Genomic DNA, 14795 nt, shown 5'->3' on the forward strand with positions numbered 1-14795 from the left:
GAGGAACCATGACCCGAACCGCCGTGATCGGCGCAGGCCCGTGCGGTCTCGCCCAACTGCATGCCTTCGAACAGGCCCGCCTGGCGGGCGCCGACATCGGTGACATCGTGTGCTTCGAGAAGCAGAGCGACTGGGGCGGGTTGTGGAACTACACCTGGCGCACCGGACTCGACGAGCGCGGAGATCCCGTGCACGGCAGCATGTACCGCTACCTGTGGTCCAACGGGCCCAAGGAGTGCCTGGAGTTCTCCGACTACACCTTCGACGAACACTTCGGCCGCGCGATACCGTCGTTCCCGCCGCGCGAGGTGCTCTACGACTACATCGTCGGCCGCGCGAAGAAAAGCGATGTGCGCCAGTACATCCAATTCGAGTCGCCGGTGCGCGCCGTGTCGTTCGACGGATCCACCCGGATGTTCGAGGTGACGGTGCAGACGTGGGAACCGTCCGGGGACAGCGTGCTGCGCACCGAGTCCTTCGACCATGTGATTGTCGCAACCGGGCACTTCTCCACCCCGAACGTGCCCGAGTATCCCGGTTTCGACCGATTTCCCGGGCGCATCCTGCACTCCCACGACTTCCGCGACGCCGCCGAGTTCACCGGCAGGGATCTGTTGATACTGGGCAGCAGCTACTCGGCCGAGGACATCGCGCTGCAGGCGCTGAAGTACGGAGCTGCGTCGATCACCGTGGCCTACCGCACCGCCGCCATGGGTTTCGACTGGCCCGACGGCATCACCGAGGTTCCCGCGCTACGCCACCTCGAGGGCCGCACAGCGTATTTCGCCGACGGCACCAGCCGCGATGTCGATGCGGTCATCCTGTGCACCGGTTACCTGCACCATTTCCCGTTCATCGACCCGGAACTGCGACTGAGCACCCCGAACAACCTCTACCCCGACGGCTTGTACAAGGGCGTGGCCTGGACCGCCAACCCGCGGTTGATGTATCTCGGCATGCAGGACCAGTACTACACGTTCACAATGTTCGACGCTCAGGCGTTCGTCGCCCGCGACCTCGTGCTGGGCCGGTTGCCGTTGCCGTCGCCGCAGGAGATGGCGGCCGACGTGGCTGCGTGGCGGGCCCGGTACGCCCAGGTCGACAGCATCATGGAGCAGATCGACTTCCAGACCGAGTACGTGCGCGACCTGATGACGTTGACCGACTATCCGTCGTTCGATCTCGACCTGGTCAGGCAACACTTCATCGAGTGGGAGCACGATAAGGACGAGAGCATCACCGGCTACCGGGACAAGTCATTCGCCTCACCGTGCACGGGCAGCGTGGGACCGACACCGAGCACCACCTGGTGGGACGAGCCCGACGACAGCCTTGCGCGGTTCTTGCAGCGTTAACAGAGCACGCCGGCGAACACGGCCCCGGTGACGAGCGCGACGACGATCGCGACCGTGGGCATACCGCTGGACAGTGCCACGACCACGCCGGCGATCGCGGCGATCAGGATCAGGCTCAGCAGCGTGGCGAGCAGCCAGTTGGCCGAGTGGGAAGCGTGTGTCGGCCGAGGAGTCTCGCTGTGCTGCGGGATCATCGCGCCTTCGCCAATTCCAACCATGGCCGCCCTTTCTGTGACTGCGGACACACTATAACCCGGCCATGGCACAGATCACACCGATGCGCCCGAGTTTGTGACCTTGGCGTCGATTTCGAAAGCCGTACTAACAGAACTGATTAGCGGTGCTAATCGGATCTGGATGCTTCGGTACGTTGGGTCCGATGGTGATCGCGAGGCTGGCCGCGCTGGTGGCCGTGACGGCAGCGCTGGTGCAGTGCGCGCCCGATCGGGGTCACCCGGCCACGCCGTCGCCGGCCACGCCATCACCGGCCACCTCGACGGCAGCCGAGCCGGCACCGGAGACGTTCCGCACCGTTCCGCGGCCGCCGCCGCCTCCGCCTCCGCCTCCGCCTCCGCCGACTGCCGGCCCGGCCGAGATCAGCTCCGTCACGGCCGCTGACCTGGACAGCACCTGGAGGGCGGGCTGCCCCGTGCCCCCGGAGCGGTTACGACAGGTCGAACTGGACTACCGGGGTTTCGACGGGCAGACCCACCGCGGCCAGCTGGTGGTCCACGAGGATCTCACCGACGAGGTCATCGACGTGTTTGCCGAGCTCTACCGCATCGGCTATCCGATCGAGCGGATGCGCACGGTCGAGAACTACCCCGACGCCGACGACGAGCTGTCGATGCGCGACAACAACACCTCGGCGTTCAACTGCCGCGACATTCCCGGAACCGGGCAGTGGTCGTATCACGCCTACGGCCGGGCGATCGACGTCAACCCGCGGCTGAACCCCTTCGTGGATCGCCGCGGCGACTACCAGCCGGCCAACGCCGCTCGGTGGGTCGACCGCACCCGCACCGAACCAGGCATGCTGCACGACGGTGACGCCGCGGTGCTCGCGTTCACCGACCGCGGCTGGACGTGGGGCGGCCATTGGCGCACCCCGCTGGACTACCAGCATTTCGAGCTTCCCTGACCAAATGCTGACAGGGCGCTGATCAGGTGAGCCCCCGCGCGGGCTTGCGGTAGCGTAAATTCGGGCGCCGTCAAGGAGCGGAGGTTGCCCTGCTGCATCGAATGACAGTGCTGGCCTTGGCCGCGCCGCGACGCATCATCGCCGGTGCGGCCGTGCTGACGGTTGCGTTGGCCGTGTTCGGCGTACCCGTCGCCAATCACCTCTCCCCCAGCGGTTTTCAGGACCCCGGCTCCGAGTCCGCCAGCGCGGCACGGTTACTCACCGAGCGCTTCGGTCGCGGTGACGTCGAGATGGTCATCGTGGTGTCGTCCCCCGACGGGGTCGACAGCCCCGCCGCGCGCACGGCGGCCCAGGACATCGTCACCGCACTCGACGACAATCCGCACGTCGCCGACATCTCCTCGGCCTGGTCCACCCCCGTCACACCGGAGCTGATCAGCACCGACCGCACCGCCGGACTGATCGTCGCGGGCATCACCGGCACCGAAGCGCAGCAACAGACCTACGCCAAGGACATCTCCGAGCGGGTCAGCGGCGAGCGCGATGGCGTCTCGGTGCGCACCGGCGGTACCGCGATGGTCAACGTGCAGATCACCGAGCAGTCCCAACGTGACCTGCTGCTGATGGAGTCGCTCGCCATCCCGCTGAGCTTCCTGGTCCTGGTGTGGGTGTTCGGCGGGCTCCTGGCCGCGGCGTTGCCGGTGGCCATCGGCGCCATGACGGTGATCGGCGCACTGGCGGTGCTGCGCGTGGTCACATTCGCCACCGACGTCTCGATCTTCGCGCTCAACCTGGCCGCGGCGATGGGCCTGGCGCTGGCCATCGACTACACGCTGCTGATCATCTCCCGCTACCGCGACGAACTGTCCGGCGGCGCCGACCGCGCCACCGCACTCTCGCGGACGATGAACACCGCCGGCCGCACCGTGCTGTTCTCGGCGACGACCGTGGCGCTGTCGATGTCGGTGATGGTGCTGTTTCCGATGCACTTCCTCAAGTCCTTCGCCTACGCCGGGGTCGCCACCGTCGCGTTCGCCGCCGCGGCAGCGGTCGTCATCACCCCCGCCGCCCTGGTGCTGCTCGGCGACCGGATCGACTCGCTGAACGTTGCCCGGCTGGCCCGTCGCCTGCTGCGCCGCCCCGACCCCGGTCCGGTGCCGGTGCAGCAGCGGTTCTGGTATCGCTGCGCACACGGCGTGATGCGCCGGGCGCTGCCGCTGGGCCTGGCCGTCGTGGCGCTCCTGCTCGTTCTGGGGGCACCGTTCCTCGGAGTGCGCTGGGGGTTCCCCGACGACCGGGTGCTGCCGCCGTCGGCCTCGGCCCATCAGGTCGGCGATCAGCTGCGCGAGCAGTTCGCCGCCAACTCCGACACCGCCGTGACCGTCGTCGTCCCCGACAGCGCCGGTCTGTCCCCCGAGCAGGTGTCCGGCTACGCCGCCGATCTGTCACGGGTTGCCGACGTCGCCGCGGTGTCCGCGCCGACCGGCACCTTCGTCGCGGGCAGCCGTTCCGGCCCACCGACCGCGCCGACCGCCGCACGCGACGGCAGCATGTTCCTGACTGTCGCCACCACCGCGCCGTTGTTCTCCGACGCCTCGGAGGCTCAGCTCGACCGCATGCACGACGTCGCCGGGCCCGGTGGGCGCACCGTCGAGTTCACCGGTACCGCACAAACCAACCGCGACAGCGTGAACGCGATCACGTCCACCCTGCCGCTGGTGCTCGGCCTGATCGCCGTCATCATGTTCGGCCTGCTGTTCCTGCTCACCGGCAGCGTCGTGGTGCCGCTGAAAGCCCTGGTGCTGAACATGCTTTCACTGACCGCGGCGTTCGGTGCGCTGGTGTGGATCTTCCAGGACGGCCACCTCGGCGGGCTCGGTACCACCCACACCGGCACCCTGGTGGCCAACATGCCGGTGCTGTTGTTCTGCATCGCGTTCGGCCTCTCGATGGACTACGAGGTGTTCCTGGTCGCGCGCATCCGCGAGTTCTGGCTCAGGCCCGGCATGTCCAATGACGAGGCGGTGGCGCTCGGTATCGCCCATACCGGCCGGGTGATCACCGCGGCCGCGCTGATCATGTCGATCTCGTTCGCAGCGTTGATCGCCGCGAGTACCTCGGTGATGCGGATGTTCGGCCTCGGGCTGACGCTGGCCGTCCTCGCCGACGCCACGCTGGTGCGGATGGTGTTGGTGCCCGCCTTCATGCACGTCATGGGCAGCGCCAACTGGTGGGCGCCGCGCTGGCTCAGACGGGTGCACGACCGCCTGGGGATCGCCGACGAACCCGCAGCGCCCCTCTCCCAGCTCCCCGGCACCACGGAACCCGAAGACCCCGACACCGAGGTCCCCGACGAGAAGTCCGAACGGATCATCACATGAGCCCCACTTCCGGCAACCCGATCAGCGTCATCACCGGTGTCCAGGGAGCACTGCCGAAACACCGCTACCGCCAAGACGAGATCACCGAGGCCTTCCTCGCGGTGCCCGCGTTCGCCGATCTCGGCGACGTGGTGCGCGGCCTGCACGCACACGCGAAGGTGTCCACCCGCAACTTCGTGCTGCCGTTGGAGCGTTACCCGACGCTGACCGATTTCGGTGCGGCCAACGACCTCTACCTCGAGCATGCGGTCGAGCTGGCCTGCGAGGCGCTCTCCGCCGCGCTGGACGAGGCCGCCCTCGGACCCGGTGACCTCGATATGATCATGACCACCACTGTCACCGGCATCGCGGTGCCCTCGCTGGACGCCAGGATCGCCGGCCGGCTGGGTCTTCGCCCGGACGTGCGCCGGGTCCCGTTGTTCGGTTTGGGGTGTGTGGCCGGGGCCGCGGGGGTCGCCCGCATGCACGACTACCTGCGCGGTGCACCCGATCACGTCGCCGCGCTGGTGTCGGTGGAGCTGTGCTCGCTCACCTACACCGCGGCCGAGCCGACCATGGCCAGCCTGGTCGGCAGTGCGCTGTTCGGGGACGGCGCTGCGGCGGTGATCGCCGCCGGTGAACGCCGCGCCGAAAAAATCGGCGCCGGCGGACCCGACGTGCTCGACTCCCGCAGCCGGATGTATCCGGATTCGCTGGACACCATGGGCTGGAAAGTCGGCCCGGCCGGATTGCAGCTGATCCTGTCCCCGAACCTGCCCGAGCTGATCGACCGGTACCTGGCCGACGACATGAGCGGCTTTCTCACCGACCACGACCTGACCCTCGGCGACATCGCCGCGTGGGTGTCCCACCCCGGCGGCCCCAAGGTGATCGAGGCGATCACCGCCGCGCTCGGCCTCGCCGACGACGCGCTGGAGCTGACGTGGCGTTCACTTGCCGAGGTGGGCAACCTGTCCTCGTCGTCGGTACTGCACGTGTTGCGCGACACCCGCGCGAAGAAACCGCCGGCCGGCCGCCCCGGGTTGCTGATGGCGATGGGCCCGGGCTTCTGCTCCGAACTCGTGCTGCTGCGCTGGCGCTGAGGATCCCGATGCTGGCCTACACCCTGCTGATCGCCCTCGTCGCCGTCGAGCGAGTCGCTGAACTCGTTGTCTCGCAACGCAACCTGGCGTGGAGCAGACAACACGGCGGCGTCGAGTTCGGCGCCGGCCACTACCCGGTGATGGTGGTGCTGCACACCGCGCTGCTGGCCAGTTGTCTGCTCGAGGCCGCGCACCGCGAGTTCCTGCCCGCCCTGGGTTGGCCCATGCTGGCGCTCGTGGCGGCCGCTCAGGCGTTGCGCTGGTGGTGCATTCTCACTCTGGGCCGCCAGTGGAACACCCGTGTGGTCGTCGTCCCCGGCGCCGGGCGCATCACCGGCGGGCCCTACCGGTTCCTGTCGCACCCCAACTACGTCGCCGTCGTCGTCGAGGGGATCGCGTTGCCGCTGGTGCATACGGCGTGGCTCACCGCTCTGGTGTTCACCGTCCTGAACGCCGCGCTGCTGCGAACCAGGATCTCGGTGGAAAACGATGCGCTGCGGTCGCTGGACACCGGTGAGAGGCCGCCGACGTGATCGACCTCGCGGTGGTCGGCGGTGGCCCGGCCGGTCTGGCCACCGCCATCCACGCCGCCCGGGCGGGGTTGCACACCACCGTCGTCGAAAAGCGTTCCGGCCCAATAGACAAGGCGTGCGGCGAGGGCCTGATGCCGCATGCGACCCGGCAGCTGGAACTGCTCGGCGTGGCCCCGCCGGGCAGGGCGTTTCGCGGGGTGTCCTACCTCGACGCGCGCCACCAGGTCACCGCGCAGTTCGACTCCGGGGCCGGGCTGGGCGTGCGCCGCACCACGCTGCATGCCGCGCTGCTCGACGCAGCGGTCGCCGCCGGGGTCGACATCGTGCAGGACTCGGTGCGCGAGGTGAGCCAGGACCACGACGCGGCGACGGTGCACACCACGCGGGCAGACCTCCGCGCCCGCTACGTCGCTGCTGCCGACGGCCTGCACTCCCCGATCCGCGCGAGCCTGCACCTCGAGCGCCCGGCCGGCCGTGCGCGGCGATGGGGCCTCAAACGCCATGTCGCCGTAGCGCCGTGGAGCGAGTTCGTGGAGGTGTACTGGTCGGCCGACACCGAGGCCTACCTCACGCCGGTCGCCGACGACTGCGTCGGCATCGCGATCCTGACATCCCGGCAGGCACGCTTCGAGCAGCACCTCGCCGCCTTCCCCACGTTGCGCGACCGTCTGGACGGGCACGCGCACGGGCCCGACCGGGCGGCCGGTCCGCTGCGGCAGCGGGTCCACCGCCGCACTGCGGGCCGGGTGCTGCTGGTCGGGGACGCGGCCGGCTACGTCGACGCGCTGACCGGTGAGGGGCTCGGGTTGGCGTTCGCGGCGTCGCGGCTGCTGGTCGACAGCGTGGTGGCCGATCGTCCGCAGGACTACGAACGGCAGTGGCGCCAAGCTACGCGTCGCTACCGGCTGCTCACGGAGGGCATGCTGGCCGTCGGCACGTCGCCGCTGCGCTCAGTCGTCGTGCCCGCCGCCGCCCGCTTCCCGCGCCTCTTCGCCGGTGCGGTGAACCTGCTCGCCGACTAGCGCTTCGTCGCGGGCCAGCGCGATGGCGTTGCGGCCCTGCGACTTCGCCACGTACAGCGCCTGGTCGGCGCGCTCGAGCACCTGGCCCACCGCGGCGTCCGGGTCCACGCCGTGCACGGTGCGGGGGTAGGCGGTCGCGACCCCGATGCTGATCGTCAAGACGCCGCACGGCGAGGCCGGATGGTCGATTCCGAGCGCACGGATCGCCGCAGCCACCCCCTTGGCGAACGTGTACGGGTCGTCGCAGCCGGCCAGCACGACGGCGAACTCCTCCCCGCCGTACCGCGCGGCCACACACGTCTCCGGGGCGGCCAGATTCTGCAGGACGTCGGAGACGTCGCGCAGGCACGCATCACCGGCCTGGTGGCCGAACTCGTCGTTGAACGCCTTGAAGTGGTCGACGTCGACGAACAGCGCCGTCAGGGGTTGGTCGAGTTCGTGGGCGCGCAGCCAGATCTCGCGGGCCCGTTGAGTGAGCCCGCGCCGGTTGGCCAGGCCGGTCAACGCATCGGAGTTGGCCAGGTCGGTCAGCGACTCCTGCATTTCCCGTTCGAGTGTGACGTCGCGCAGGATGGCCGCCGACATCCCGTGCGCCGCGCGCCGGCTGTGCACGACATACCAGCGCCATCCGCCCTCGCGGGAGCGCACGCGAAACGGCAGCGACACCCCTTCGCTCCGGGACGCCATCCGGTTGGTGATCAGGTGCTGGTCCTCGGGATGGACATGCTCGAGCCATTCGGTCCGGCTGATCCGGCCCTGCGGCAGGTCCAGGTGGGTGTGGCCGGTGTAGGCGTGGTGCAGCACGTCGCCGCGGGGGTCGAGCACCAGCACCAGGTCACCGGTCAGATCGGCGACGAGGTCGTAGATCTCGCGGCTGACGTGGTCGAGGGCGGACAGCCGGTTGCGCTCCTCGAGCGCCGCGGCGACGATCACCACCATCGCGTACCCGGCGAGCAGGAACGCCTGGGCGTGGATCATCGCCTGCGTCGCGGTGTCTGCGGTGGCGATGAACGGTCCGCGCCCGGCGAAGGTGGTGCCCAGGATGATGACGGCGCCGACCGCCAGCTGCCAGAACGCCGCGGCGATGCCGAACTCGATGAGCATCAGCAGTGCCGGTACGCCGGTGAGGAACATCAGCAGGAAGTTCGACTCGGAGGCCGCCACCGCGCCGAGGCCCAACATCAGCAGCGTGAGCCCGGCGGTGGAGATCAGTTGCCGTCCGGTGTAGCGCCGCCAGTATCGGCGCCAGCGCAGCAGCACCGGGGTCAGGAACGCGATGCCGACGGCTTCGGCGAGGTACCAGATCAGCGCGGTGCGCGCGAGGCTCTGCGGGTCGGGGTTTCCCTGCTGGTGCACCAGCACGCTGGCCGCGCCGATCAGTCCGGCCAGCATCGGGGCCACCAATACGGCGTAGATGACGAAGCGCCGCCAGCTGCGCACTGAATCACTGCGCCCGAACACCCAGTCCCGGTCGGGGTGCAGGACGGTCGCGGCGAACAGCACCGCGCTGACAGTGGACAGGGCGGCGAGCTCCGGGCGCTGGCCGAGCAGCAGCCAGGCCGGCAGGTACTGCGTCACCGCGAATGCCAGCAGATACACCGGCCAGTGCCGGCGACGGGAGGTCAACAGCGCCACCAACTGCGGCGCTGCGGCCAGCCAGACCACGGTGAAGGTGCGCCCGTCGACGCTGGCCAGCCAGCGCACCAGATAGGACGCGGAGGCGACGGCGGCGGTCCAGCCGATGAGCTGCCAGAGAGGGGGAACCAGGTCGGCACCGCGCACGGGTGCGCGCAGACCAGCACCGCGCACGGGTGCGCGCAGACCAGCACCGCGCACAAGTGCGCGCAAACCAGCACCGCGCACAAGTGCGCGCAGACCAGCACCGCGCACGCGGGCACGCAGACCGGCCCACCAGCCGTCTGCTTCGGCGCCCGCTGCCATGCGTCTAGTCAACCGCGTCAATATTCGTCTCGGCAATCCCCCGACTGCCCATCCGAGGCTAGCGCGGAGTTCACATTCCCGACTTTGTCGGGAAACACGCGCGCGACACAATGACGCGTCCACGCTCGCAGGCTCGGATACCAGGAGACGCAGTGACCGACGTCGTGACCTCCACGCCGGAAGATTCCACCGACCACAACGGCGCCAACCTCGCCCCCACCGGACAGACCCGTTCCGGCATGACCGCCGACGCGCTGCGCGCCGCGGTGTCCGATCACCTGGTCTATTCGATCGCCCGCCCGCCGGCGGTGCTCACCCCCGAGCACTACTACAAGGCGCTGTCGCTGGCGGTGCGCGACCGCATGCAGAAGCGCTGGATGGCGACCACCCAGGACTGGCTGGACCTGTCGTGCAAGGTCACCTGTTACCTGTCCGCGGAGTTCCTGATGGGCCCGCAGCTGGGCAACAACCTGCTCAATCTGGGCATCGAGGCGCAGGCGCGTCAGGCGCTGGCCGACCTCGGCCAGGACCTCGACGTCATCCTCGACTGTGAAGGCGAGCCGGGCCTGGGCAACGGCGGGCTGGGCCGGCTGGCGGCCTGCTACCTGGACTCGATGGCCACGCTGGAGCGCCCGTCGATCGGCTACGGCATCCGCTACGAGTTCGGCATCTTCAAGCAGGAACTGGCCGACGGCTGGCAGGTCGAGAAGACCGACAACTGGCTGGTGCACGGCAACCCGTGGGAGATCGACAAGCCGGACGCCGCCTACACCGTCAACTGGGGCGGCCACACCGAGACCTACGAGGACGTCACCGGACGGTTCCGGGTGCGCTGGGTTCCGCAGCGGGTCCTCAAGGGCGTCTCCTACGACACCCCGGTCCAGGGTTACGGCGTCAACACCTGCAACACGCTGACGCTGTGGAGCGCGCGGGCGGTCGAGTCGTTCGCACTGGATGCGTTCAACACCGGCGACTTCTACAAGGCCGTCGACGAGGAGGTCGTGTCCGAGACGGTGTCGAAGGTGCTCTACCCCAATGACGAGCCGGAGGCCGGTAAGCGGCTACGGCTGCTGCAGCAGTACTTCTTCGTGACGTGCTCGCTGCAGGACATCCTCAACATCCACCTGCAGCGTGCGCACCTGCCGCTGTCGGCGCTGCCGGACAAGTGGGCCATCCAGCTCAACGACACCCACCCGTCGATCGCAGTCGCGGAGCTGATGCGGTTGCTCATCGACGAGTACCAGCTGTCCTGGGATGCGGCCTGGGATCTGACGGTGCGCACGTTCGGCTACACCAATCACACCCTGTTGCCCGAGGCGCTGGAAACGTGGCCGCTGCGCATCTTCGGTGAGGCGCTGCCGCGGCACCTGGAACTGATCTACGAGATCAACGAGCGGTTCCTCGAGCAGGTGCGCGAGCGCTTTCCCGGTGACGAGGAGCGGGTGGGGCGGATGTCGCTGATCGGTGAGGACGACGGCAAGTGCGTCCGGATGGCGCATCTGGCCACGGTGGGCAGTCACACGGTCAACGGGGTTGCGGCGCTGCATTCGGAGCTGCTGAAGGCCAGCGTGCTCAAGGACTTCTACGAGATGTGGCCGGAACGCTTCGGCAACGTCACCAACGGGGTGACGCCGCGACGGTTCCTGGCGCTGGCCAACCCGGGCCTGCGCGAGCTGCTCGACGACACCATCGGGCCCGGCTGGATCACCGATCTGGGCCGGCTGCGCGGCCTGGAGTCGTTCGTCGACGATCCGGCGTTCCGACAGCGCTGGCGGGATGTCAAGCGCGCCAACAAGTCCCGCCTGGCCGAGTATGTGCACGCGACGACGGGCATCGAGCTGGACCCGACGTGGATGTTCGACGTGCAGGTGAAGCGGATCCACGAATACAAGCGCCAGCACCTGATGGTGCTGCACATCATCGCGCTGTATCACCGCCTGAAGACCAACCCGGGCCTGTCGGTTCCGCCGCGGGTGTTCATCTTCGGCGGCAAGGCCGCGCCGGGGTACTTCATGGCCAAACGGATCATCCGGCTGATCACCGCGGTGGGCGCCACCGTCAACAACGACCCGGACGTCAACCGTTGCCTGAAGGTGGTGTTCCTGCCGAACTTCAACGTCAAGAACGCCCACCTGGTCTATCCGGCGGCGAACTTGAGCGAGCAGATCTCCACTGCGGGCAAGGAGGCCTCGGGCACCGGCAACATGAAGTTCATGATCAACGGAGCGCTGACGATCGGCACACTCGACGGCGCGAACGTCGAGATCCGCCAGGAGGCCGGCGCCGAGAACTTCTTCCTGTTCGGCCTGACTGAAGGCCAGGTGGAGAAGGTCAAGGCCGAGGGTTACCGGCCGCTGAGCTACGTGGAGTCCGATCCCGAGTTGGCCGCCGTGCTGGAACTCATCGCACGCGGAGAGTTCACCCACGGCGACACCGAGGTGTTGCGCCCGATCGTCGACAACCTGATCCACCACGACCCGTTCCTGGCGCTGGCCGACTACCGCGCCTATGTCGACTGCCAGGACGAGGTGTCGCGGGCCTGGCTGGATCGGGACACGTGGTCGCGGATGTCGATCCGCAATACCGCGCGCAGCGGCAAGTTCTCCTCCGACCGTGCCATCAAGGAGTACTGCGACGAGATCTGGGGTGTCGGCCCCATGTCGGTCGACCTCTAGCTCCTGGCGAATCGGGCGCGCGCAGGCACCCCAGGTGTCGCATAGCGCGCCGGATTCACGCGTGGAGGCCGCGTTCGAGCGCACGCAGCACCGCGACCGCGGACGCGATGTCGTGCTGTTCGCCGGAGGCTTCCAGTGCGTCGCCGAGCAACCGGGCCCAGATGCCGCGCAGGGTCGTGAGGTTCTCGGCGGCGAGCTCGGTCGAGCGCACCACCACACCACGGCTGTCGGCCGGGTCGACTGAGCGGCGGACCAACCCCTTGGATTCCAGATCGCGCAGAGCCCGGCTCAGGTTGCTGCGTTGCAGACCGGTCGCCGCGGCGACAGTGCTGGGGCTGACGTCGGGATGGTGGTCGAGGTAGCGCAGCACCGTCACTTCGGTCACCGACAGCTCGAAGACCGACGGTTCATCGGCGACGTGGGCCTTGACCGCGCGAGAGACCGTCATCACCAGGTCGGCGAGGTCGGCGAGCTGATCACCACGCGGTCGTCTGGCTTGCACAGAGCCACCCTACCTGATAGTTATGTACTGATAATTATGTTTCGATAATCACCTGGAGATCCTCATGAGCACTGCTGTCGATTCGCGGCGCGACACCGTGCCCGGGCTGAGCGCGGGGCTGCTCATCACCCTCGCGCTGCTGTCCGCGGTCGCCCCGTTCGCCACCGACCTCTATCTGCCCGCATTCCCGGCGATGGTCACCGACCTGCACACCTCGCCGACCGCTGTGCAGCTCACCCTGACGGCCTTCCTGCTCGGGTTGGCCAGCGGGCAGCTGGTCTTCGGTCCGCTGTCGGACCGCTTCGGCAGGGTCAGGCCGCTGGTGATCGGTGCCGCCGTCTGTGTGCTCGCGAGCCTGGCCGCGGTGCTGGCCCCGTCGGTCGAGGTTCTGGTCGCCGCCCGGTTCGCGCAGGGCCTGACCGGAGCGGCAGGCATGGTGATCGGTCGGGCCATCATCTCCGACCTGGCCACCGGCCGGGACGCCGCACGCGCGTTCAGCCTGATGATGATCGTCGCCGGCGTCGCCCCCATCGTCGCTCCGCTGGCCGGCGGGTTCCTGGTCGAGCCGCTCGGCTGGCGCGGGGCGCTGGCGGTGATTCTCGGTCTGGTCGTCCTCATGCTGGTGGCTGTACTCGCCGTGGTCCGCGAGACGCACACCAGCGAGCGCCGCGCCAGGCTTCGCGACCAGACGGCCGCAGCCGGTTCGCCATTGCGCGACCTGGCCGGGCGCAGCTACCTGGGCAACATGATCGCCTTCGGCTTCGCCTTCGCGGTCATGATGGCCTACATCTCCGCGTCGCCATTCGTCTACCAGACGATGATGGGTCTGAGCTCGGCCGAGTACGGAATGATGTTCGGGGTCAACGCGTTCGGACTGCTGCTGATGAGCGCGCTCAGCGCCCGCTGGACCGCGCGCGCCGAACCACGCGCCCTGGCCCGAGCCGGCCTCGTGGTGATCGTCGTGTCCAGCGTGGTGGTGTGGGCGCTCGCGATATCGCCGGCGCCGGCCGGCTGGCTGGCACTGCCGCTGTTCACCGCGGTGGCCGCGATGGGCCTGATCTTCGGCAACACCACGGCGCTGGCCCTGTCGGCCGCACCACGCGCTGCCGGCACCGCCTCGGCCGCGCTCGGGGCCACCCAGTTCCTGCTGGCCGCGCTGGTTTCGCCACTGGTCAGCATCGGTGGTGAGCACACCGCCCAGCCGCTCGCGGTGGTCATGGTGGTCGCATCGGTGCTCGCCTGCGCCGGCTTTGCACTGGCCCGCCCCGCGTCGGAGTGAATCCGGCGCGCGCAGGCACCTCAGGTGTCGCATTGCGCGCCGGAAAACCGTTGGCGCGGCGATGTCTGCGCGTGCCACGCTGCCCGCATGGTCGACGTCGAGAGGTTCGCGGCCGACGGTTACGTCAAGCTTGCCGGCGCGGCACCGCGGCAGATCGCCGACGCCGCCCGGTCGGTGCTGTGGGCGCAGCTCGGGCTGTCCCCCGACGACCCGTCCTCGTGGACCGCGCCCGTGCGGTGGGCCGCCGACCTGACCGGAGCCGGCCCGTTCGGTGGGTTGACTCACAACCCGGTGTTGGCCGCGGCACTGGACGGGGTGTGCGGTGTCGGTGGCTGGGTGCCGCGTGGCTCGCTGGGCAACATCCCTGTGCGCTTCCCGGTGTCCCCCGCCGCCGACGACCGGGGCTGGCATCTCGACCTGAACACTCCGCAGTCCGACGGTCTGTGGGCGGTCAGCGCCCGCCCGCACACCGTCCTGGTGTTGACCCTGCTGTCGGAGGTCACCGTCGACGACGCGCCGACGCGAATCCGGGCGGGCTCGCATCGTGACACCGCTGCAGTGCTCGGGGACGACCTGCTCGACGCCGCCGAGGCCGCTGCCCTGGCCGAGACAGCCAGCAGTGCCCGGCCGGTGCACCACGCGACCGGGGTGCCCGGTGACGTGTATCTGCTGCACCCGTTCACCGTGCACGCGGCCGACGAACACCGGGGCTGCACACCGCGTTTCATGGCCCAGTCACCGGTCATGCTGACCGAACCGCTGACTCCCGAGTCGCTGTCGCCGCTGGCCCGTGCCTACCGGTGAATTCGGCGCGCCCAGGCACCCACGGTGTCGCATTGCGCGCCGGATCCGCCGAGACAACAGCTCGGTAACAAGGCGGTCAC

At 69.0% G+C, this 14795-nt stretch carries 12 protein-coding genes; 9 read left to right on the top strand and 3 right to left on the bottom strand.

The genetic code is table 11. The features are described 5' to 3' along the window. Positions 1-8 precede the first annotated feature (8 nt). Positions 9-1355, top strand: coding sequence for an NAD(P)-binding domain-containing protein (locus ACEWX3_RS23670; protein ID WP_374157838.1), 1347 nt, complete (start codon positions 9-11; stop codon positions 1353-1355). Here ACEWX3_RS23670 and ACEWX3_RS23675 read toward each other — a convergent pair. After that, on the bottom strand, positions 1352-1573 hold the full coding sequence (locus ACEWX3_RS23675) for a hypothetical protein (RefSeq protein ID WP_207064869.1): 222 nt from the start codon (positions 1571-1573) through the stop codon (positions 1352-1354). The two genes, ACEWX3_RS23670 and ACEWX3_RS23675, sit on opposite strands and share 4 nt — an antisense overlap. 161 nt (positions 1574-1734) lie before the next feature. On the opposite strand from ACEWX3_RS23675, the gene ACEWX3_RS23680 reads away from it, so the two are divergent. The 5 genes from ACEWX3_RS23680 (at position 1735) to ACEWX3_RS23700 (ending at position 7514) form a co-directional block, all read left to right on the top strand. Continuing rightward, on the top strand, positions 1735-2496 hold the full coding sequence (locus tag ACEWX3_RS23680; protein ID WP_374157839.1) for a M15 family metallopeptidase: 762 nt from the start codon (positions 1735-1737) through the stop codon (positions 2494-2496). A gap of 101 nt (positions 2497-2597) precedes the next feature. Then, positions 2598-4877, top strand: a complete 2280-nt coding sequence (locus ACEWX3_RS23685) for an MMPL family transporter (RefSeq protein WP_374157840.1) — start codon at positions 2598-2600, stop codon at positions 4875-4877. Positions 4878-4897: 20 nt separating this feature from the next. Beyond that, the gene (locus ACEWX3_RS23690) at positions 4898-5959 is read left to right on the top strand and encodes a type III polyketide synthase (protein ID WP_374159931.1); all 1062 of its coding nucleotides are present in this window, start codon (positions 4898-4900) and stop codon (positions 5957-5959) included. Between the two features lie 8 nt (positions 5960-5967). Then, positions 5968-6492, top strand: a complete 525-nt coding sequence (locus ACEWX3_RS23695; RefSeq protein ID WP_374157841.1) for an isoprenylcysteine carboxyl methyltransferase family protein — start codon at positions 5968-5970, stop codon at positions 6490-6492. After that, the gene (locus tag ACEWX3_RS23700; RefSeq protein ID WP_374157842.1) at positions 6489-7514 is read left to right on the top strand and encodes an NAD(P)/FAD-dependent oxidoreductase; all 1026 of its coding nucleotides are present in this window, start codon (positions 6489-6491) and stop codon (positions 7512-7514) included. Before ACEWX3_RS23695 ends, ACEWX3_RS23700 begins: the two co-directional genes overlap by 4 nt. On the opposite strand, the gene ACEWX3_RS23705 is transcribed toward ACEWX3_RS23700, so the two are convergent. Then, positions 7443-9455 carry a diguanylate cyclase domain-containing protein gene (locus ACEWX3_RS23705; protein WP_374157843.1) on the bottom strand — a complete coding sequence of 671 codons (2013 nt, stop codon included), beginning with the start codon at positions 9453-9455 and terminating at the stop codon, positions 7443-7445. The two genes, ACEWX3_RS23700 and ACEWX3_RS23705, sit on opposite strands and share 72 nt — an antisense overlap. 239 nt (positions 9456-9694) lie before the next feature. On the opposite strand from ACEWX3_RS23705, the gene ACEWX3_RS23710 reads away from it, so the two are divergent. Continuing rightward, a complete protein-coding gene (locus ACEWX3_RS23710; RefSeq protein WP_374159932.1) occupies positions 9695-12130 on the top strand; it encodes a glycogen/starch/alpha-glucan phosphorylase in 2436 nt (811 codons plus the stop codon). A 55-nt stretch (positions 12131-12185) separates the two neighbouring features. Here the strand turns inward: ACEWX3_RS23710 and ACEWX3_RS23715 are convergent, their stop codons facing one another. Continuing rightward, positions 12186-12632 (bottom strand): MarR family winged helix-turn-helix transcriptional regulator, encoded by a 447-nt coding sequence (locus ACEWX3_RS23715; RefSeq protein WP_207064876.1) that lies wholly within the window; start codon positions 12630-12632, stop codon positions 12186-12188. Positions 12633-12696: 64 nt separating this feature from the next. Between ACEWX3_RS23715 and ACEWX3_RS23720 the strand changes: the two genes are divergently transcribed. Next, entirely contained in the window at positions 12697-13911 is a 1215-nt protein-coding gene (locus ACEWX3_RS23720; RefSeq protein ID WP_374157844.1) for a multidrug effflux MFS transporter, read from the top strand. Positions 13912-13998: 87 nt separating this feature from the next. Next, complete coding sequence (locus ACEWX3_RS23725; RefSeq protein WP_374157845.1) at positions 13999-14715, top strand: phytanoyl-CoA dioxygenase family protein; 717 nt, start codon at positions 13999-14001, stop codon at positions 14713-14715. The last annotated feature ends 80 nt before the right edge of the window (positions 14716-14795 follow it).

Source organism: Mycobacterium sp. G7A2 (assembly GCF_041902445.1).
Lineage (GTDB): Bacteria > Actinomycetota > Actinomycetes > Mycobacteriales > Mycobacteriaceae > Mycobacterium.

Excerpts from the sequence above, each read along its gene's own strand:
- ACEWX3_RS23710 (WP_374159932.1), top strand. The coding sequence starts at position 9,695 with ATGACCGCCGACGCGCTGCGCGCCGCGGTGTCCGATCACCTGGTCTAT.
- ACEWX3_RS23725 (WP_374157845.1), top strand. The coding sequence starts at position 13,999 with ATGGTCGACGTCGAGAGGTTCGCGGCCGACGGTTACGTCAAGCTTGCC.
- ACEWX3_RS23695 (WP_374157841.1), top strand. The coding sequence starts at position 5,968 with ATGCTGGCCTACACCCTGCTGATCGCCCTCGTCGCCGTCGAGCGAGTC.
- ACEWX3_RS23680 (WP_374157839.1), top strand. The coding sequence starts at position 1,735 with ATGGTGATCGCGAGGCTGGCCGCGCTGGTGGCCGTGACGGCAGCGCTG.
- ACEWX3_RS23675 (WP_207064869.1), bottom strand. The coding sequence starts at position 1,573 with ATGGTTGGAATTGGCGAAGGCGCGATGATCCCGCAGCACAGCGAGACT.
- ACEWX3_RS23705 (WP_374157843.1), bottom strand. The coding sequence starts at position 9,455 with ATGGCAGCGGGCGCCGAAGCAGACGGCTGGTGGGCCGGTCTGCGTGCC.
- ACEWX3_RS23685 (WP_374157840.1), top strand. The coding sequence starts at position 2,598 with ATGACAGTGCTGGCCTTGGCCGCGCCGCGACGCATCATCGCCGGTGCG.
- ACEWX3_RS23670 (WP_374157838.1), top strand. The coding sequence starts at position 9 with ATGACCCGAACCGCCGTGATCGGCGCAGGCCCGTGCGGTCTCGCCCAA.
- ACEWX3_RS23720 (WP_374157844.1), top strand. The coding sequence starts at position 12,697 with ATGAGCACTGCTGTCGATTCGCGGCGCGACACCGTGCCCGGGCTGAGC.